The following is an 18221-nucleotide window of genomic DNA, read 5'->3' as shown; positions in this document are numbered from 1 at the left end:
CGCGGATTGTCCACAACCGGCCGGTAATCCACAGAACCGGGCAAGTGTTCGTGCGAAGCTCACCGGTCCGGCCCGTCCCGCTAGGCTGACCGCATGCGAGCCGACCAGCCGACGACAGCGCCGGACCCCACCGAGAGCCTTGTCGCGGACTCGCGCGAGCGCGCCGTTCGGGCGCTGCTGCGCGTGCCGTCCCTGAGGCGGTTGTGGGGCGCCCATCTCACCAGTGCCACCGCGGATGCGTTGGCGATGCTCGTTCTTGTGCTGCTCGCGCTCCAGGCGGGGCTGGCGGACGAGTCGTTCGGCGGCGGCTATCGCGGCGCGGCGGTCACGGTCAGCGTGGTCTTCGCGGTCCGGCTGCTGTCGACGGTCGTCTTCGGCGCCGTGCCGCTGGGCCCGGTCGGGTCGCTGCTGTCCGGGTCCGGGGCGCTGGACCGGCGCTGGACGATGGTCGGCGCGGACGTGCTGCGCGTGGGGCTGCTCATCGTCGCCCCGCTGTGGATCGACTGGACGCCGGACTCGGCGCTGACCTGGATCCTCGTCACCGTCTTCGTCGCCGGCGCGGCCGAGCGGGTGTGGGTCGTCGCCAAGGACAGCGTCGCCCCCGCGCTGCTGCCCGCGCCGCCGCCCGAGGGCGCGGCGATAAGGCCGCTGCCCGACCACGGCATCGCGCTGCGCCGGCTGTCGCTGCGCACGGGGTACGGCGCGCTGCCGCTCGGTGCCGCCGCGCTGCTGGTCACCGCGTGGATCGGCCGGCTGCTGGGCTCCGGGTTCGACTGGTTCGACGGACACCCCGGCGCGGTCGGCTCGTATCTGGCCGCCGGGCTCTTCGCGGCCTCTGTCTCGGTGCTGTTCTTCATGGAGCTGCCCGACGGCGGGGCGCGGGCGCGCTCCCCGCTGGAGGGGCTGCGCCGGCCGCGGACCGCGGACGGCGGCCCGGAGCGGGGGCGTACGGGCGCGGTGCCGCTGCTCGTCGGCGCCTGCGCCGCCGCGGCCGCCGCCGTCGCCGCCTCCGTGGCGCTCGCCGTCCTCCAGGCGCAGGAGGCGTATGACATCAACGGCACCATCGCGTACGCGCTGCTGGCGCTGGCCGTCACCGCCGGTCCGGTGCTCGGCGTGCGGGCCGCGCCGCGGGTGCTGCCGGCGCTGTCGCGGCGCCGGCTGCTGGCGCTGGCCGTCGGCGTCGCCGGGATCGGGCTGCTGCTGGTCGGCCTGGTGGCCGACGCGGCGACCGGGGTGCTGTGCGCGCTGCTGGCCGGGACCGCCGCGGGCGTCGCCGCCGCCACCGGGCACGCGCTGCTGGAGCTGGAGACCGAGGACGCCCGCAGGCCCCGGCTCATCGACCATCTGCACGCCGTCTCCCGCGTCGCGGTCGCGCTCGGGCTGATCGGCGCGCCGCTGCTCGCCGCCGCCATCGGCCGGCACCGCCTGGAGGCGGGCGACCTGGTCTTCGCGCACGGCGGCGCGGCGTTCACGTACATGCTGGCCGGCGCGCTGCTGCTGCCGGTGGCGGTGCTGGTGCTGGTGCGCATCGACGACCGGCAGGGGGTGCCGCTGCGGGTCGACCTGCGGGACGCGCTGCGCGGCGCGGACCCGGACGAGGGACGCTCGGAGAGCGGGTTCTTCATCGCCGTCGAGGGCGGCGACGGGGCCGGGAAGTCCACGCAGGTCGAGGCGCTGGCGCAGTGGATCAGGGACAAGGGGCACGAGGTCGTCGTCACCCGCGAGCCGGGTGCCACCTCCATCGGGCAGCGGCTGCGCTCCATCCTGCTCGACGTCTCCACCGCCGGTATCTCGCACCGCGCGGAGGCCCTGCTGTACGCCGCGGACCGTGCGGAGCACGTGGACGGCCTGGTCAGGCCCGCGCTGGAGCGCGGCGCCGTGGTCATCTCCGACCGGTACATCGACTCCTCCGTCGCGTACCAGGGCGGCGGGCGCGAGCTGTCGCCGACCGAGGTGGCGCGGGTCAACCGCTGGGCCACCGGCGGGCTCGTCCCGCATCTGACGGTGCTGCTGGACATCCCGCCGGAGACGGCGCGGGAGCGGTTCACCGAGGCGCCGGACCGGCTGGAGTCGGAGCCGCCGGAGTTCCACGAGCGGGTGCGCGCCGGGTTCCTGGCGCTGGCCGCCGCGGACCCTGGCCGCTACCTGGTCGTGGACGCCGGCCAGGACGCCGGGGTCGTCACCACCGCCGTGCGGCACCGCCTGGACCAGATCCTGCCGCTCTCCGACCAGGAGGTGCGCGCCCGGGACGAGGCCCGCCGCAAGGCCGAGGAGGAGCGCAAGCGCCGGGAGGCCGAGGAGGCCGCGCGCAGGGCCGAGGAAGAGCGGCTGGAGCGGGAGCGGCAGGAGCAGTTGGAGCGGCTGCGCCGCGAGGAGGAGGAGCGCAAGCGCCGCGAGATCGAGGAGGCCAAGCGGCTGGAGGCCGAGCGGGAGGCGGAGCTGGCCCGGCAGCGCGCCGAGGAGGCCCGCCGCCAGGCGGAGGAGGAGCGCAAGCGCCGCGAGGCCGAGGAGGCCGCCCGCCGCGCGGAGGAGGAGCGGATCCGGCGGCAGGCCGAGGAGGAGTCGCGGCTGCGCCGGGAGGCCGAGGAGCGCCGCCTGGAGAAGCAGCGCAAGGCCGAGGAGGCGCTGCTCCGCGCCGAGCAGGAGCGGCTGGCCGCGGAGGCGGCGGCAGCGCAGGCGGCGGCATCCGCGGCCGGTGCTGCCGGTGCGGGCGGTGCTGCGGGTGCGGCAGGTTCCGGGGCGGCCTCGGGGAACGACACCACGCAGCCGCTGCCGGTCTCCGGCGACCCGGACATGGAGGAGACGTCCGAGACGTCCCGGCTGCCGCACACCCGCGCGGACGACGGCCCGGACGCGGCCGAGACCCGCGTCCTGCCGCAGGTGCCGGACCCGGACGTGGAGGAGACGGTCCAGGTACCGCAGGTGCCGGCCCCGGAAGAGCAGGACGCCCGCCGGCGCCCCCGCCCGGACTGGGCGGAGGAGACCCCGCTGGACGACCTGCCGACGCTGGCCGACGAACTGCTGGGCCCCCGCGGCGAAGAAGACCGCGACGACCGCCGCCGCTGAGGGCGGGGACGCCGAAGCGCCGGTACGCCCGGGGCGTACCGGCGCCGGAAAGGTGCCTGCGCGGGTGCGGGCCGTGCCGTACGGGCCCGTCCACGGCGCGGTCCGCGATCGGCCGAGCGGCTACGACGGCCCTCGTGCCGGTGGTGTACGCGTGGCTACGACGGCCGTCGCGCCGGCGACGTACGTGCGTCCACTTCCCGCGGCGCCCCGCCCCGCCGCCCGCGGGGCGTCAGCGGATGAACTGCTCCACGTAGTCCTCGCCCAGGCCGTTGCCCGCGTAGTGGGCGCGGGCCATGTCGATCTTGGTGAACACGTCCTCGTAGCCCGTGTTCCGGTTCTCCTCGTCCAGGTAGATCATCGCGCCGCTGATGTTGAAGAACGTGATCATCTCGGCGCAGTCCTCCGGCACGGCCAGCGTGTGGATCTCGCCCGGCGGCTCGTAGACGAAGTGGCCCTCCTCGGCCACCCACGGGTGCTCGTAGTAGTGCCACTTGCCCTTGATCACGTACCCGAAGACCGCGCCCGGGTGCCGGTGCCGGGAGACGATGCCGGCGGCGGTGACCTTCAACAGGTTGCACCACTGGCCCGTGACCGTATTGAAGAGCAGCGGCCGGAACCACACATTGGGCGCCTGCGGCACCCACACGCGCTCGTCCTCCGGGACTGCGGCGACGGCGAGTTCGGGCGGCAGCGACGTGGTCGCCGCGATGACGGCTGGGGCTACTTCATTGGCCATCCCCCAACGAAGCCACCCCGTCCGAATGCTGGTCAAGGGCCGAGTTTCGAATAGCCGCATTCGCCGGGCGGATATGGCTGTCACGAGCAATACGCCGTGCACGACTGTTGCCCCCGCGTAGTCCGCAACTTAGCCTGAGGGCGGCTGTTGATCACTGGTGCCGTTGTGCTGATCGAGCCGATCGGGCTGGTTAGGGCGGGAAGACGCGCTGCTTGGGTGCGGGGTGAGGGCAAGATGTTGAACCCGGATGTCAGGCTGGAATGGTTCGTCTCGTTCCTCGCGGTCATCGAAACGGGGAGCTTCGTCGCCGCTGCCGAGTCCACGAAGCGGTCGCAGCCCCGCGTCAGCATGCACGTCGCCGCGCTGGAGCGCGAGATCGGCCTGCCCCTCTTCGACCGCCGCAAGCGCCCCGTGGAGCTGACCGAGGCCGGCGTCGTCCTCGCCGACCACGCCCACGAGATCCTGCGCGCGCTGGAGTCCGCGGAGGCCGCGATGGCCCCGTGGCGCAGCGGTGCCCGCGGTGTGGTGACGCTCGGTTCGTACCCGAGCGCGAGCGCCGCGTTCGTCCCCGCCCTGCTCCAGGGGCTGGCGCGGACGAGCCCCGAGGTGCGGGTCGTGCTGGTGGAGCGGTCGACGCTGGAGCTGGACGACGCCCTCACCTCCGGCGCCGTCGACGTCTATCTGCGCCCGATGTCGCCCCCGCCGTCCTCCGCGTCCGTGCGCAGCCGGCTGCTGTGGGGCGAGTCGCTGGTCGCGATCCACCCCAGTGAGCACCCGCTGTCCGACGTGCCCGATCCGCTGTCGATCGACGCCGTCGCCGAGCACCCGATCGTCTCGATCGGCCGGCTCGACGCCCCGGAGACCCCGGACTTCGAGACATACCGGACCTTTCGCGACTGCGGCCACGAGATCGAGCCCGTGCAGGCCACCAACCAGCCGCAGACGCTGGTGTCGATGGTCCGCCAGGGCATCGGCGTCGGCGTGACCAACTCGCTGGCCGCCCAGGTCGCCGACGTGGACGGCGTCCGCGTACGCCGGCTGAAGGGCGCCCCGGAGCGGCGCGTGGCGGTCTGCTGGGACTCCTCGCGGCCGCTCACGCCGTCGGCCCGCACCCTGCTCCGCGCCATCGTCCGCGCCCGGATCCCCGCCGGCACCCACGCGGTGCCCGCCGCGGCGTGACCGGGCGTGCGTACGTGTCCGACCGGTGCGGCCCGGCACATCAGCTTTGCGAATACTGTCATTCGCAATTCAGTCTTAACGCCCTGGCAGTCCGCTTCTAATGTTTCCGTAGCCGGAACCATGCACGGCTGGGACCGAATGAAGGGAGAGGGGCGTTGACGGAGGAGTCTGATTCCCCGACCGGGGATCTGCACGGCCGTCGTGCGCTCATTACGGGAGCGGGCAGCGGAATCGGGCGCGCAGTTGCGCTCGGACTCGCCGCCGTCGGCGCCGACTTGGTATTGCTGTCGGAGCGCGACAATCTCGATCCGGTGGCCAAAGAGGCCGCTGAATTGGGGGTTTCCGTCACTCGCGTGCACGTCGACCTGACCGATCCCGGGGCCCGTAGAGGTGAGATCAGCCAACTCGTCGAGAGATTCGACCTGGACATTCTGGTCAACAATTCAGGACTCATTCGAAGAGCCCCGGCCGCGGAATTCAGGGACGCCGACTGGTACGACGTCGTGGAGTTGAACCTGCACGCCGCATTCGAGCTGACCCGGGCCATCGGCGCGGGCATGCTGGAGCGCGGCTACGGGAAGATCATCAACATCGCGTCGGTGCTCAGCTTCCAGGGCGGGATGTTCGTCCCGTCGTATACGTCGAGCAAGCACGCCCTCGTCGGGCTGACCCGCGCACTGGCCAACGAATGGGCCGGCCGCGGGGTCAACGTCAACGCCGTGGCTCCCGGCTACATCGACACCGCCGTGACTTCGGAGCTGCGCGCGGACGGCGTCCGCAGCAGCGAAATCCTCGCCCGCATCCCCGCCGGCCGGTGGGGCCGCCCCGCCGACATCGCCGGACCGGTGGTGTTCCTCGCCTCGCCCGCCGCCGACTACATCCACGGCCACGTCCTGGCCGTCGACGGCGGCTGGCTGTCGCGCTGAACCACCGGCCGCGACACAGCACGCACGTACCAGATCGGAGCCAACTCGAGATGACGACGACCATCCCGCCGGAGACCATCGCGGCCTTCCACGGCATAGCCACCGCGTCGGTGGCCGACGCCGTGGAGCAGAAGGGCGTACGGGGCTACCTCACCGGAAGCATCAAAGCGGTGCTGCCGGGCAAGTTGGTGGGCCCCGCGGTGACGGTGCAGGAGGTGCCCTCCCACGTGTCGGAGCCCCCCACGCACGCGCTGCGCGCCATCGACGAGTCGGCGCCGGGCAGCGTCATCTGCATCGCCGCGGGCGGCGCCGACGTCGCGGTGTGGGGCGGGCTGATGGCCGCGGGCGCCGTCACCAACCAGATCGCCGGCGCCGTGCTCGACGCGGGCGTCCGGGACGTCGAGGAGATCCGCCGCGACTACCCCGAACTCCCCATCTACGCCCGCGGCGCCGTCCCGGCCACCACGGTCGGCCGCTACCGGACCGTCTCGCTCAACGAGCCGGTCGAGGTCGGCGGCGTGTCCGTACGCCCCGGGGACCTGATCGTCGCCGACAGCGACGGCGTCGTCTGCGTGCCGCTGGAGCTGGTGGCCGAGGTGCTGGCGCTGGCCACGGACATCGAGGAGCGGGAGCGGGAGCAGACCCGGCTCATCCGCGAGTCCGGCTCGCTGCGCGGCGGGCTCGAGAAGTACCAGCGGATCTGACGGCGGCGGACATGGACAACGACATCCTCGCGATCGGCGAGCCGCTGCTGGAGTTCAACGCCCGCGTCGAGGGCCGCGAGCCCGTCGGGCCGGGCGACGACTTCGCCGTCGGCTACGGCGGCGACTCGTCGAACTTCGCGGTGGCCGCGCGGCGCTCCGGCGCGCGCACCGGCTACGTCACCCGCATCGGCGACGACGACTTCGGCGACGCCCTGCTGCGGCTGTGGCAGCGCGAGGGTGTCGGCACCGAGCACGTCGTCCGGGAGGCCGGCGGGCGTACCGGGATCTACTTCATCTCCCGTACGCCCGCGGCCAGCAGGTTCACGTACTACCGCGCGGACTCGCCGGCCAGCCGGCTCACCCCGGCCGACGTACCGGCCGCGGCGATCGCACGGGCGCGGATGCTGCACGTCACCGGGATCACCCAGGCGATCAGCCCGTCGGCCTGCGACGCGGCCTTCCACGCCATGGAGCTGGCCCGCGGCAGCGGCACGCTGATCGGCTACGACCCCAACTACCGCCCCGCGCTCTGGCCCGTCGAACGGGCCCGCGCGGTGGTCATGCGCAGCATCGAGCTGTGCGATGTGGCACTGCCGAACCTGGAGGAGGGCAGGCTGCTCACCGGCCTGCACGAGCCCGAAGAGGTCCTCGACGCCTTCGTGCGCCGCGGGCCCGGCATCGTCGTGCTCAAGATGGGCGACCAGGGCGCCCTGCTGGCCCACGAGGGCACCGTGACCCGCATTCCGCCCCACCCGGTGCGGGCCGTCGACCCCTCCGGGGCCGGCGACACCTTCGACGGCGCGTTCGCGGCCCGGCTGCTGGAAGGCGCCGTACCGCTGGAGGCGGCCCGCTACGCGGCCGTCGCCGCCGCGCTCACCACCACCGGACCGGGAGCGGTCCTGCCGATTCCGCACCGGGCCGCGGTGGACGCGCTGCTCCCCGGCGCTCCCACACCAGCCCCGTAGCCGTACGGATCAGGAGAGACTCATGTTTCGCGCAACACGTCACATAGCAGTGGCGGCGGCTTGTTCGGGAGCCCTGCTGCTGGCCGCCTGCGGCGGCGACTCGACCGTGGACGACGACGTCGACGGTGGCGGGGGCGGCGCCGAGCCGACCAAGCTGTCCGCCGGGTACGTCTCCGCCATCGACCAGATCGGCCTGCCGGCCGGCGTCGAGGCGGGCTACTTCGACGAGCAGAACCTCAACGTGAAGCTGAAGGAGCCCTACCCCACCGGCGTGGACGCGCTGAACGCGCTCCAGGCCGGCGAGGTCGACGTGGTCCAGGTCGGCACCCCGGCCATCGCCGCCGCCCAGCAGGGCATCGACCTGGTGCTCGTCGGCAACTACACCGGCTCGTCCTCGCAGCTCAGCATCGACGAGACGATGGCCGTGGTCGCCGGCGGCGACTCCGGCATCGACGGCAAGGACCTCTCGACGCTGCGCGGCAAGCGCATCGGCGTCTCCGAGGGCTCCATCAACCACCTGTACCTCCTCGGCCTGCTGGACGACGCGGGGCTGGAGGCCGGCGACGTCGAGATCGTCAACACCGAGCCGCCGGACATGGCGGTCGCCCTGGAGACCGGCGGCATCGACGCGGGCATCGTCTGGGACCCGTGGCCGATCACCATGACCGGGCAGGTCGACGGCGCCAAGGAGGTGCTGCGCGGCGGCGGCTACATCCCGTTCATCGGCTACCTGGTGACCACGCGCGACTACGCCGAGAAGAACCCGGCGGTCATCGAGCAGTTCCTCACCGCCCGTGCGCAGACCGACCAGTGGATGCGCGAGAACCCCGACGACGCCGCCGACTCGGCGACGCGCTGGCTGCCGGGCACCGAGAAGAAGGTCGCGCAGGAGGCGATGAAGCACAACGTCAAGCAGCTCGACGGCCGCTTCTCCGCCTGCAACTACCTGGCGCTCGACACCCTCGCCGGCCTGCTGGCCGAGCAGGGCAACGTCAAGGAGGGCTTCGACGTCAACAAGTACTTCCAGCCCGAGCCGATCCTGAAGGTCATGAAGGACAACCCCGACCTCTTCGCCGACCTGCCGCCCGTCCCGGACGCCGCGGCGATCGACGGCGGGTACACCTTCGACCGCGACACCGCCGCCGAGGCCTGCCCGTCGTGACCACGCCCCGTACCGAAAAACAGGCCACGGCCGCGGCCGCCCCCGCACAGGGGCGGCCGCGGCCGGGCGGGCGGCCGCCGGGGCAGCAGCGCAAGCGCAGGGGCGGGTCCAACACCCCGGCCGCGCGCGCGATCTCCGCGCTGTGGTTCCTCACCCCGCTCGCGCTGCTCGTCGTGGTGTGGCTGGTGGCCGTCGCGATCACCGATCCGCCGCTACGTGTCTTCCCGCAGGTCGGCGACGTCCTCTCGGCGCTCGGCGACATGTGGTCCAGCGGCGAGCTGTTCGACCACCTCGGCGCGAGCCTGCGCCGCATGGGCATCGGCGCCGCGATCGCCATCGCCACGGCCCTGCCGTTCGGCATCGCGCTGGGCTCCAGCGCCGCGCTGTCGGCGTTCTTCTCCCCGCTGCTGCGGTTCTCCGTGGCGCTCGCGGGCATCGCCTGGATCCCCGTCGCCACGCTGTGGTTCGGCTACGGCGACAAGGCCGTGATCTTCATCGTGTGGAACGCGATGTTCTTCGCGATCACGTACAACGCGATGCTCGGCGTCCGGCAGATCCCGACCCAACTGCTGCGCGCCGCGCGCAGCATGGGCACGACCCGGATGCGGATGTTCTGGGAGGTGCTGCTGCCCGGCGCGCTGCCCAGCGTCGTCACCGGCCTGCGGGTCGGCCTCGGCTACGGCTGGCGCGGGCTGGTCGCCGCCGAGATCATCGCGAGCAACGCGGGCCTGGGCTACGCCCTGTTCCAGGCGCAGAAGTACTTCCAGACCGACGTGATCATCGCCTCGATGGTCATCATCGGCGTGCTCTGGCTGCTGATGGACCGGCTGATGCTGGCCCCGCTGGAGAAGCGCACGGTGGAGCGCTGGGGGATGTTGGGAGGGAGGAGCTGATGGCGTCGGACACGACGGACACGGCCAGTACGGCCAAGCCCGTACGGCGCGCACCCTCGGGGCGTACGCCGCGCAAGGGCGGCGCGAGCCCGGGCGTGGTCCGTGCCCGCAAGGTCTGGCTCTGGCTCACCCGCCGCGCCGTGTTCCGCAACCTCGGCCCGTTCGTGCCGGTCATCGCGCTGTGGTGGCTGGTGGCGGAGATGGGCGTGTTCGACGAGGCGTTCTTCGTCGGCCCGCCGCGGGTGGTCGAGGAGTTCGGCGACCTGATGGAGAAGGGCATCCTGCCCGGCTACCTCACGGACTCGCTGACCAGGCTGGCGTACGGCGTCGGCTTCGGCCTCGCCATCGGCCTGCCGATGGGCTTCGTGGTGGCGATGTTCGCCAAGGTCCGCCGGTTCTTCTGGCCGATCCTGCTGTTCTTCCAGGCGGTCGCCGACATCGCCTGGCTGCCGATCGTGATCGTCTGGTTCGGCTTCAGCCTCACCGCGGTCACCTTCGTCATCGTCTACACGATCGTCTTCCCGCTGATGCTGAGCGTCGTCGCGGGTGTGGAGCAGGTGCCGCGCGAACTGCTGCGTGCGGCGCGCAGTCTCGGCGCGGGCCGGCTGCGGGTGTTCTTCGAGGTCATCCTCCCGGGCGCGCTGCCGTCCGTGGCGGGCGGCATCCGCACCGGTCTCGGCTACGGCTGGCGGGCCCTGGTCGCCGCCGAGATCATCGTCGGCACCAGCGGCGTCGGTTTCATGATGTTCGACGCCCGCCGGGTGGGCGACATCAGCCAGGTGTTCCTGGGCATGGCAGTGCTGGGAATCCTGTGGTACGCGCTCGACGCCATGGTCCTGGCGCCGTTCGAGCGATCCACCGTCGAACGGTGGGGCATGGTACGGAGTTTGGAGGCCGACGGATGACGGCGCTGGAGATCACAGGACTACAGAAGAACTACGTCGACTCGTACAGCGGCGAGGAGGTCACCGCCATCGGCGACGTCTCGTTCAGTGTGAACGAGGGCGAGTTCGTCTCCGTGCTCGGCCCGAGCGGCTGCGGCAAGACCACCGTGCTGAACATCGTGGCCGGCTTCGTGAACCTCACGGAGGGCGAGGTCGTCGTCGACGGCCACGCGGTCAGCGGCCCGGGTCCGGACCGCGGCGTGGTGTTCCAGAGCCACGCGCTCTTCCCCTGGAAGACGGTGCTCGGCAACGTGGTCTTCGGGCTGCGGATGAAGGGCGTGCCGCGCGCCGAACGCGACGCCAAGGGCAAGGAGTTCCTGGAGCTGGTCGGGCTCGGCGGCTTCGAGCACAAGTACCCGCACGAGCTGTCCGGCGGCATGCAGCAGCGCCTGGGCGTGGCCCGCGTGCTGGCCAACGAGCCGGCCGTGATGCTGATGGACGAGCCGTTCGCCAGCATCGACGCCCAGACCAGGCGCAAGCTCCAGGAGGACCTGACGCGCATCTTCGAGAAGCGGCACCCCACGGTCTTCTTCGTCACCCACGACGTGGACGAGGCGGTGTTCCTCTCCGACCGGATCGTGGTGCTGTCCAAGCGGCCCAGCCGGGTACGGGAGATCGTCACCGTCGACCTGCCGCGCCCGCGGGAGTGGCGTACGGCGCTGGAGATGCCGGAGTTCCGGGAGATCGCGAACCGGGTCAACGAGCTGCTCGTCGACGACGAGGGCGCCGCGGCCAAGGGCGCGCGGGACGACTCGGGAGGTGCGACCGATGCCGACGGAACGGCAGTCGCTGGCGTTTAGGGCGCTCCGCAGCCCGACGGTGCGCCGGCTGGCCATCCTGGTCCTGCTCATCGTCGCGTACCAGGTCTGGCTGACCGTCCAGGCGAGCGGCAAGGTCGATCCGGCGGTGGGCGACGAGCGCGACCAGCGCGGGCGTTTCTCCGCCGACGTCGAGCTGGGCTTCGCGCCGGAGCGGTACCACATCCTGCGGATGCAGAAGCACGGCCGGATCGCCGGTACGGACGGCAACGTCGTCCATCTGCGCGGCGTGGCGCCCGCGGGTGTGGACGCGCTGGCGCGGGAGTACTGGATCGAGCGCATCGTGCCGCCGGAGGACGAGAGGCCGGCGGGGCGGTGAGCGCGCGTCGGGCGCGCTGAAGCCGGGAGCCCGTACGCACCACCCTGGTCGGGTGCGTACGGGCTCCTGCCCTTCCTTCCCCCCGTCCTTCCCGCCCGCCGAGGGGGCGGGCCTCGGATTCGGGTCGCGAATGGGCGTATCCGCAACTCGCCCTTAACGGCCGGGACGCACGTACGTACGCTGGCGCGCATCCCCCTGCACGCGGACGCACCATGTACGACGTGGTAGCTGTACGCACCACGTACTACGCACCACCGCACGACGCACTACCGCAGCATCAGGCAGCCGGCAGAGCACAGAAAGCGAAGGTGACGTATGGAATCCCCCGCACACGACGGCAGTTCGCGCCGCTCCTTCCTCAAACGCGGCTCGACCGCCGCGGCAGCAGCCGCGATCGGCGCCTCGGCGGGCGCCGCGGCCCCCGCGTTCGCCGCCCCGGGCGGCGGCAACGGGCCCGGCCACGGCCACGGCCCCGGCGGCAACGCCCCGTTCCCGAAGCTGAACTGGCCCGACGACGTCCGCGAAGGACCCGACACCCCCCGGCTCTGCCAGTGGATCGACCGCCGCCCCGACGACGCGACGGTCCGCAAGTGGCGGCAGGCCGGCGTCACCGGCGTGGTCTCCGGCGCCCCCGACTCGCCGTGGACGGTCGAGGAGCTGACCGCCGACCGCGAGAACCTGGAGTCCAAGGGCCTGCACGTCACCGCCTTCCTCATCAGCGCCCCCGACTCGGTCGTACGCGGCGAGGACGGCAGCGACCAGGCCATCGAGGACATGAAGACCTCGCTGGTGGCGGCGGGCCGGGCCGGCATCCCGGTCGTCGAGTACAACTGGTACGTCCACCGGCTGAAGGAGGGCTATTACGAGGAGATCGACGAGACCGACCGCATCGGCGCCGGCTACACCGCCTTCGACCTCGACCACGAGGTGGACGGCGTCAAGGTCCGCGACCTCCCCCGCCCCGACGGCGTCCGCGCCTTCACCCGCGAGGAACTCTGGGAGAACTACGAGCACTTCCTGCGCGAGGTCATGCCGGTCGCCGAGGAGGCCGGGGTGCGGATGGCCGTGCACCCCAACGACCCGCCCGCCGAGATCAGCCGCGGCAACCCGCAGATCATGGGCTCGGTCGAGGACTGGAAGCGCATGGTCGACACCGTCGACAGCCCGTCCAACGGCATGACCGTGCACGCGGGCGTGACGGCCGAAGTCGGCTTCGACTCCGTCGACTTCCTGCGCTGGATGTGCCGCAAGGACCGCGTCAACCACATCCACTACCGCAACGTGCGGGTCGACAAGCCGCGGGTGAAGTACGCCGAGGTCTTCCCGGACAACGGCGAGACCGACATGTTCGGCTTCATGCGCATGCTCGTCCGCGCCGGCTACTCGCGCGGCATCCTCGCCGAGCACCCGCGCGCGAACGACTTCGACCGCGAGAACGGGTCGGACCAGAGCAACCAGTACAAGGACGTGGGCGGCGGCGGCCACGGCATGGAGCTGTACGACACGGGCTACGCACGGGCGATGATGCAGGCCGCGCTGATCATGGAGCGTGGCCGGTTCGGGCGCGGCGACGACGACGAGTGAGCGGGCTCCTCTTCGAGGACGCGGCGCGGGCCGCCCTGCGCCGCGGCGTTGACGCGGTCGCGAACGCGGCGCGGGTCACCCTCGGGCCGCGCGGGCGGCTGGTGGTGCTGGGCGGCGGTACGGGACCGGGGTCGGCCGGCTCCCGGGCCGGCCGCCCCGGCGCCGGCCCCGACCGCTCCGGGGCCGGGGCCGGATCCGGTTCGGGGGCCGGTGCCGAGGGCGCCGGCTCCCGGGCCGGCGGCGGGGCCGGCGCCGCCTCCGGCCCCGTCGCCACCCGCGACGGCGCCACCGTCGCCGACGCCGTCCGGCTCTCCGACCCGTACGCGAACCTCGGCGCCTCCCTCGTCCGCCAGGCCGCCACCCGCACCCGCCGCGCCGTCGGCGACGGCACGACGACCACCATCGTGCTCACCCAGGCGCTCCTCGCGACCGGCCTGCGCGCCGTGACCGCAGGCGCCGACCCCGTGGCCGTACGCCGCGGCATCGACACCGCCGCGGCGGCGGCCGTCGCGCACCTGACCGCCACCGCCCGCCCTGTCGGTGGCGAGCAGGACACCGCGATGGTCGCCGCCGCGGCGGCCCGCGACCCGGAGCTGGGCGAGCTGGTCGCCCGCGCGTTCGCCAAGGCGGGCCGGAACGCGGCGATCTCGGTGGAGGAGGCGCATGTCGCGGGCGTGGAACTGGAGTTCACCGACGGTCTGCGGCTGGACCGCGGCTTCCTCAGCCCGTTCATGATGACCCACCCCGAGCAGGGCACGGCGGTGCTGGAGGACCCGTACGTCCTGCTGCACCACGGGCGTATCGCCCGACTCGACGAACTGCTGCCGGTGCTGGAGCGGGTCGCGGCCACCGGCCGCCCGCTGCTGGTCGTCGCGGACTCCGTCCAGCAGGACGCGCTGGCGGCGCTGGTCGCCAACCGCCTGCGCGGCACCCTGCTCTCCGCGGCCGTCCCGGCGCCGGCGCTGGGCGCGCGGCGGCTGGCGCACCTGGAGGACCTGGCGGCGCTGACCGGCGCGGAGGTCGTGCTGCCGGAGAAGGGGATGCTGCTCGGCCGCACGGAACTGGCGTCGCTGGGGCGCGCGGAGCGGGTCGTCGTGACGAGGCGTACGACGACGGTGACGCGGGGCGCCGGTGCCGCCGAGGCGGTCGCGCAGCGGGTGGCGCACCTGGAGCACACGCTGGCCGGGGAGGCGTCCGACTTCGACCGGGAGGTGCTGGAGCTGCGGCTGGCCCGGCTGACGGGCGGGCTGGCGGTGCTGCGCGTCGGCGGCGCCACGGACCCGGAGCGGGCGGAGCGCCGGGAGCGGGTCGCTGGGGCGGTGGCGGCGGTACGGGCGGCGCTGGCGGAGGGCGTCGCCCCGGGCGGCGGCACGGGGCTGGCGGGGGCGCGGCGGGCGGTGGACGCGTTGCTGTGCGGCGGTACGGGGCCGGAGGGCGGGGCGGCGACCGCCGGATCCGCGACCGCTGGGAATGCTGGAGTCGGTGGGTCCGCTGGAGCCGGTGCCGCCGGATCCGGCGGCACCGCCGCCGGTCTGTCCGCGGACGAGCGGGCGGGCGCCCTCGCCGTACGGGCCGCGCTCACGGCCCCGCTCCACCAGCTCGCCCGCAACGCCGGCGCGGACGGCGCCCGCGTCGTCGCCGAGACGGCCGGCCTCCCGCCGGGCCACGGCTGGAACGCGGACACCGGCACGTACGGCGACCTGCCGGCCGCCGGCGTCCTCGACCCGGTGCGCGTGCCCCGTACCGCACTCCAGAACGCCGCCTCCGTCGCCGGCCTGATGCTGACCGCGGGCGCCCTGGTGGTGGACCGCACGCCGCGCGACCCGGACGCGATCAGTTGGCGCCGCAGGGGCCACGGCCACCACCACGGCACGGGTCACCACCACTGACGGACGGCCGGGTGTCGGTGCCGTACCGCACAATGGTCGGCGGGCGACGGAAGGACGGTGCCATGGCGGTGTGGGACGAGCTGGTGGGGCAGCGGCGGGTGGGCGAGCAGCTCGTCGCCGCGGCCCGCGCCGCCGACGCGCGGGTCACGGCCGAATCCGGCACGCCGACCCCGAGCACTTCGGCCCCCGGCACCCACCCCGCCGAGGCCGCCGGCCCGCCCTCCAACTCCGCGATGACGCACGCCTGGCTGTTCACGGGCCCGCCGGGCGCCGGCCGGGCGACGGCGGCCCGCGCGTTCGCCGCGGCGCTCCAGTGCGTCAGCCCGGACCGCGCGACCGCCGGGCCCGGCTGCGGCTTCTGCGACGGCTGCCACACCGCCCTCGTCGGCACCCACGCCGACGTCACCGTCGTCGCCACCGACCTCCTCACCATCGGCGTCAAGGAGACCCGCGAGCTGGTGCGCCGCGCCCAGCTCGCCCCCTCCGGCGGCCGGTGGCAGGCCATTGTCGTCGAGGACGCCGACCGCCTCACAGAAGGCGCCGGCAACGTCCTCCTGAAGGCCATCGAGGAGCCCGCCCCCCGCACGGTGTGGCTGCTGTGCGCGCCGTCGCTGGAGGACGTGCTGCCCACGATTCGCTCCCGCTGCCGCCACCTCTCCCTCAGCACCCCCGCCGTCGCCGCGGTCGCCTCCGTCCTCGTACAGCGCGACGGCATCACCCCCGCGGTCGCCGAGTCCGCCGCCCGAGCGGCCCAGGGCCACATCGACCGCGCCCGCCGCCTGGCCACCGACGACCGCGCCCGCGAACGCCGGGCCGCGGTGCTGAGGATCCCGCTGCGCGTCGAGGACATCGGCGGCTGCCTGCGCGCGGCGCAGGAGCTGGTCGAGGTCGCGGCGGACGCGGCGAAGGAGCAGGCCGACGAGACGGACGAGCGGGAGACGGAGGAGATGCGCACGGCGCTCGGCGCGCAGCCCGGCGGCCGGATGCCGCGCGGCACGGCGGGCGTGATGAAGGACCTCCAGGAGCGCCAGAAGCGCCGGTCCACCCGCAGCCAGCGCGACAGCCTCGACCTGGCCCTCACCGACCTCGCGGGCTTCTACCGGGACGTGCTCGCCCTCCAGTTGGGCGCGGTGGCCGACGTGTCGCTGCTGCCGTGCGCGGACGTGGGGGAGGGGCTGCGGCGGATCGCGGAGGACAGCAGCGCGGAGATGACGCTGCGGCGGATCGACGCGATCATGGAGTGCCGGGAGGCGCTGGAGCGGAACGTGGCGCCGCTGCTGGCGCTGGAGGCGATGACGGTCACGCTGCGCAAACCGTAGCGGGTGCTTCACCCGTACGGGGCGAGGGTGACCCGGCGGAAGCCCTGCTCCCAGCGGTTACGCTCAGGCGCATGGACTTCCGCAGCCTGTTCCGCACGGCCGCACCCGCCACCGCGCTGGTGGTGCTGGTCGCCGCCGCCGGGTGCGACTCCGCCGGATCCGACGACACCGGCGGCGGGGGCGGGGGCGCCGACGCCGCCCGCGCCGGCAGCGTCAGCCGGGTCCTCGAACCGCTCCCGGCGCAGACCCCCGCGGATCTGAAGCCGTACTACGAGCAGAAGCTGCGCTGGACCGAGTGCGGCGCCCCCGGCTTCGAGTGCGCCACACTGCGCGTACCGATGGACTACGCCAGCCCGGGCGCCGGCGAGGACGTGGAGCTGGCGGTGGCCCGCAAGCGGGCCGAGAACCCCGGCGAGCGCCTGGGCTCGCTGCACATCAACCCGGGCGGCCCGGGCGCCTCCGCGATCGAGTTCCTCCAGAACTTCGCGGGCGTCGGCTACCCGGCGGACGTCCGCGCGCGGTACGACATCGTGGCGGCCGACCCCCGCGGCGTGGGCGGCAGCCAGCCGGTGAAGTGCCTGACGGACGCGGAGTTCGAGAAGCACACCCAGATCGACCAGACGCCCGACGACGAGCGCGAGGTCGAGGCGCTGACCGCGTCGTTCGAGCGCTTCGCGGAGGGCTGCGAGAAGCGCGCGGGCAAGCTGCTGGGCCACGTCTCGACGGAGGAGGCGGCCCGGGACATGGACGTCTTCCGCGGCGTCCTCGGCGACAAGAAGCTAACGTACGTCGGCGCCTCGTACGGCACGATGCTCGGCGCCACCTACGCGGGCCTCTTCCCGCAGCGCACCGGCCGCCTGGTCCTCGACGGCGCGATGGACCCCTCCCTCACCTCCCGGCAACTGAACCTGGACCAGAACGCGGGCTTCACCACCGCCTTCGACGCCTTCGCCGAGGACTGCGTCAAGCGCGCGGACTGCCCGCTCGGCACGGACAGCGCCGAGGCCGCGGGCAAGCAGCTCCGCGCCTTCCTCGACCGCCTCGACTCCAAGCCGGTCCCGACCGGCGAGCAGCGCGGGCTGGGCGAGCCGCTGGCGACGATGGGCGTGCTGATGGCGATGTACCAGGAGGACTTCTGGCCGCAGCTCCGCGACTCCCTGACGGACGCGATGGAGCGCAAGGACGGCAGCGGGCTGCTGGCCCTGGCGGACATGTACTTCGAGCGCGAGCCGGACGGCTCGTACGGCAGCATGATGTACGGCTTCGCCGCGGTGAACTGCATCGACCAGCCCGCCCCCTTCGACACCCCGGCGGACGTCGAGAAGCTGGTCCCGGACTTCGAGGCGGACTCCCCGGTCTTCGGCCGCGACTTCGCCTGGGCGGCCCTGAACTGCGCCGGCTGGCCGGTCGCCCCCACGGGCGAGGCCAACCGCATCGAGGCCGCCGGCACCCCGCCGATCCTGGTCGTCGGCACCACCCGCGACCCGGCGACCCCGTACGTCTGGGCGGAGAGCCTGGCGGCCCAGCTCAAGGAGGGCGTACTCCTGACGTACGAGGGCGACGGCCACACGGCGTACGCGAGGGGCAACGGCTGCATCGACGACGCGATCGACACCTTCCTCCTCGAAGGCACCCCACCCGCAGACGGCAAACGCTGCCGCTGACCGCCCCACCCGAAACCGAGTGCAGAGGCCCCCCGGGAACTGTGTAAACTTGT

General features: G+C 73.4%; 15 protein-coding genes. 14 read left to right on the top strand and 1 reads right to left on the bottom strand.

What is annotated here, in order from left to right:
• The first annotated feature begins 93 nt into the window (after positions 1-93).
• Positions 94-3066 carry a dTMP kinase gene (tmk, locus tag QBL21_RS32995; protein WP_407565893.1) on the top strand — a complete coding sequence of 991 codons (2973 nt, stop codon included), beginning with the start codon at positions 94-96 and terminating at the stop codon, positions 3064-3066.
• Positions 3067-3295: 229 nt separating this feature from the next.
• Here tmk and QBL21_RS32990 read toward each other — a convergent pair whose 3' ends face one another.
• Positions 3296-3802, bottom strand: coding sequence for a 2,4'-dihydroxyacetophenone dioxygenase family protein (locus QBL21_RS32990; RefSeq protein ID WP_407565892.1), 507 nt, complete (start codon positions 3800-3802; stop codon positions 3296-3298).
• A 234-nt stretch (positions 3803-4036) separates the two neighbouring features.
• On the opposite strand from QBL21_RS32990, the gene QBL21_RS32985 reads away from it, so the two are divergent.
• From QBL21_RS32985 to QBL21_RS32925, 13 genes are all read left to right on the top strand, one after another.
• Entirely contained in the window at positions 4037-4981 is a 945-nt protein-coding gene (locus tag QBL21_RS32985) for a LysR family transcriptional regulator (protein WP_407565891.1), read from the top strand.
• Positions 4982-5136: 155 nt separating this feature from the next.
• A complete protein-coding gene (locus QBL21_RS32980) occupies positions 5137-5907 on the top strand; it encodes an SDR family oxidoreductase (RefSeq protein WP_407565890.1) in 771 nt (256 codons plus the stop codon).
• Positions 5908-5957: 50 nt separating this feature from the next.
• Positions 5958-6611: an RraA family protein gene (locus QBL21_RS32975; protein WP_018841348.1), complete on the top strand. Its 654-nt coding sequence runs from the start codon at positions 5958-5960 to the stop codon at positions 6609-6611.
• A gap of 11 nt (positions 6612-6622) precedes the next feature.
• Positions 6623-7576, top strand: coding sequence for a sugar kinase (locus tag QBL21_RS32970; protein WP_407565889.1), 954 nt, complete (start codon positions 6623-6625; stop codon positions 7574-7576).
• Between the two features lie 22 nt (positions 7577-7598).
• On the top strand, positions 7599-8738 hold the full coding sequence (locus QBL21_RS32965) for an ABC transporter substrate-binding protein (RefSeq protein ID WP_407565888.1): 1140 nt from the start codon (positions 7599-7601) through the stop codon (positions 8736-8738).
• Positions 8735-9631: an ABC transporter permease gene (locus QBL21_RS32960; protein ID WP_407565887.1), complete on the top strand. Its 897-nt coding sequence runs from the start codon at positions 8735-8737 to the stop codon at positions 9629-9631. Before QBL21_RS32965 ends, QBL21_RS32960 begins: the two co-directional genes overlap by 4 nt.
• Positions 9631-10536: an ABC transporter permease gene (locus QBL21_RS32955; RefSeq protein WP_407565886.1), complete on the top strand. Its 906-nt coding sequence runs from the start codon at positions 9631-9633 to the stop codon at positions 10534-10536. The genes QBL21_RS32960 and QBL21_RS32955 overlap by 1 nt, the downstream gene beginning before the upstream one ends.
• A complete protein-coding gene (locus tag QBL21_RS32950; RefSeq protein WP_407565885.1) occupies positions 10533-11375 on the top strand; it encodes an ABC transporter ATP-binding protein in 843 nt (280 codons plus the stop codon). Before QBL21_RS32955 ends, QBL21_RS32950 begins: the two co-directional genes overlap by 4 nt.
• Complete coding sequence (locus QBL21_RS32945) at positions 11344-11712, top strand: hypothetical protein (protein WP_407565884.1); 369 nt, start codon at positions 11344-11346, stop codon at positions 11710-11712. The genes QBL21_RS32950 and QBL21_RS32945 overlap by 32 nt, the downstream gene beginning before the upstream one ends.
• 315 nt (positions 11713-12027) lie before the next feature.
• A complete protein-coding gene (locus tag QBL21_RS32940; protein WP_407565883.1) occupies positions 12028-13296 on the top strand; it encodes a mannonate dehydratase in 1269 nt (422 codons plus the stop codon).
• Entirely contained in the window at positions 13293-15185 is a 1893-nt protein-coding gene (gene groEL, locus QBL21_RS32935; protein WP_407565882.1) for a chaperonin GroEL, read from the top strand. Before QBL21_RS32940 ends, groEL begins: the two co-directional genes overlap by 4 nt.
• 62 nt (positions 15186-15247) lie before the next feature.
• Positions 15248-16504 carry a DNA polymerase III subunit delta' gene (locus QBL21_RS32930; protein ID WP_407565881.1) on the top strand — a complete coding sequence of 419 codons (1257 nt, stop codon included), beginning with the start codon at positions 15248-15250 and terminating at the stop codon, positions 16502-16504.
• Positions 16505-16575: 71 nt separating this feature from the next.
• Complete coding sequence (locus QBL21_RS32925; protein WP_407565880.1) at positions 16576-18168, top strand: alpha/beta hydrolase; 1593 nt, start codon at positions 16576-16578, stop codon at positions 18166-18168.
• Positions 18169-18221: the final 53 nt, after the last annotated feature.

Origin of the sequence: Streptomyces sp. 184, from assembly GCF_045781775.1 — a bacterium.
In the GTDB taxonomy this organism is placed as follows: domain Bacteria; phylum Actinomycetota; class Actinomycetes; order Streptomycetales; family Streptomycetaceae; genus Streptomyces.
This window is presented reverse-complemented; position numbering and strand designations above follow the sequence as displayed.

Excerpts from the sequence above, each read along its gene's own strand:
- tmk (WP_407565893.1), top strand. The coding sequence starts at position 94 with ATGCGAGCCGACCAGCCGACGACAGCGCCGGACCCCACCGAGAGCCTT.
- QBL21_RS32930 (WP_407565881.1), top strand. The coding sequence starts at position 15,248 with ATGGCGGTGTGGGACGAGCTGGTGGGGCAGCGGCGGGTGGGCGAGCAG.
- QBL21_RS32985 (WP_407565891.1), top strand. The coding sequence starts at position 4,037 with ATGTTGAACCCGGATGTCAGGCTGGAATGGTTCGTCTCGTTCCTCGCG.
- QBL21_RS32970 (WP_407565889.1), top strand. The coding sequence starts at position 6,623 with ATGGACAACGACATCCTCGCGATCGGCGAGCCGCTGCTGGAGTTCAAC.
- QBL21_RS32955 (WP_407565886.1), top strand. The coding sequence starts at position 9,631 with ATGGCGTCGGACACGACGGACACGGCCAGTACGGCCAAGCCCGTACGG.
- QBL21_RS32975 (WP_018841348.1), top strand. The coding sequence starts at position 5,958 with ATGACGACGACCATCCCGCCGGAGACCATCGCGGCCTTCCACGGCATA.
- QBL21_RS32950 (WP_407565885.1), top strand. The coding sequence starts at position 10,533 with ATGACGGCGCTGGAGATCACAGGACTACAGAAGAACTACGTCGACTCG.
- QBL21_RS32965 (WP_407565888.1), top strand. The coding sequence starts at position 7,599 with ATGTTTCGCGCAACACGTCACATAGCAGTGGCGGCGGCTTGTTCGGGA.
- QBL21_RS32990 (WP_407565892.1), bottom strand. The coding sequence starts at position 3,802 with ATGGCCAATGAAGTAGCCCCAGCCGTCATCGCGGCGACCACGTCGCTG.
- QBL21_RS32940 (WP_407565883.1), top strand. The coding sequence starts at position 12,028 with ATGGAATCCCCCGCACACGACGGCAGTTCGCGCCGCTCCTTCCTCAAA.
- QBL21_RS32925 (WP_407565880.1), top strand. The coding sequence starts at position 16,576 with ATGGACTTCCGCAGCCTGTTCCGCACGGCCGCACCCGCCACCGCGCTG.
- QBL21_RS32945 (WP_407565884.1), top strand. The coding sequence starts at position 11,344 with ATGCCGACGGAACGGCAGTCGCTGGCGTTTAGGGCGCTCCGCAGCCCG.